At 34.9% G+C, this 493-nt stretch carries 1 protein-coding gene; it reads left to right on the forward strand.

Annotated features, from left to right (window positions below; genetic code table 11):
* Window positions 1-28: 28 nt before the first annotated feature.
* Window positions 29-493: class I SAM-dependent methyltransferase (locus AC6UD0_RS07330; protein WP_500708703.1), on the forward strand; the 465-nt coding region annotated here is incomplete at its 3' end.

Genomic DNA, 493 nt, shown 5'->3' on the forward strand with positions numbered 1-493 from the left:
ATAACACCTACGCTATGGGATGCAATCAATGAAAACTAATAAAAATATATTAGATGTTTGTTGTGGTTCGAGAATGTTTTGGTTCAACAAGCACAATGACAATGTTCTATTTATGGATAATCGACATTACTATGAAAAGCTAAAAACTGGACATGTTGTGAATGTTAATCCAGACGTTCAAGCAGACTTTAGAAATATTCCATTTGAAGAAGGACATTTTAATTTAGTAGTGTTCGATCCACCTCATTTAATTAAAGCAGGAAAAAACTCGTGGTTAGCCAAGAAGTATGGCGTGTTGGATCCGGAAACATGGAAAGATGATTTGTCCGATGGTTTTAATGAATGCATGCGAGTTCTTAAACCAAATGGAGTCTTGATTTTTAAGTGGAATACGGAGCAAATACCAATGAACGATGTTTTGAAGTTATTTGATGCTAAGCCACTATTTGGAGATAAACGAAGCAAAACGCGTTGGTTAGTATTTATGAAGGGA

Source organism: Fructilactobacillus sp. X7R9C1 (assembly GCF_059901005.1).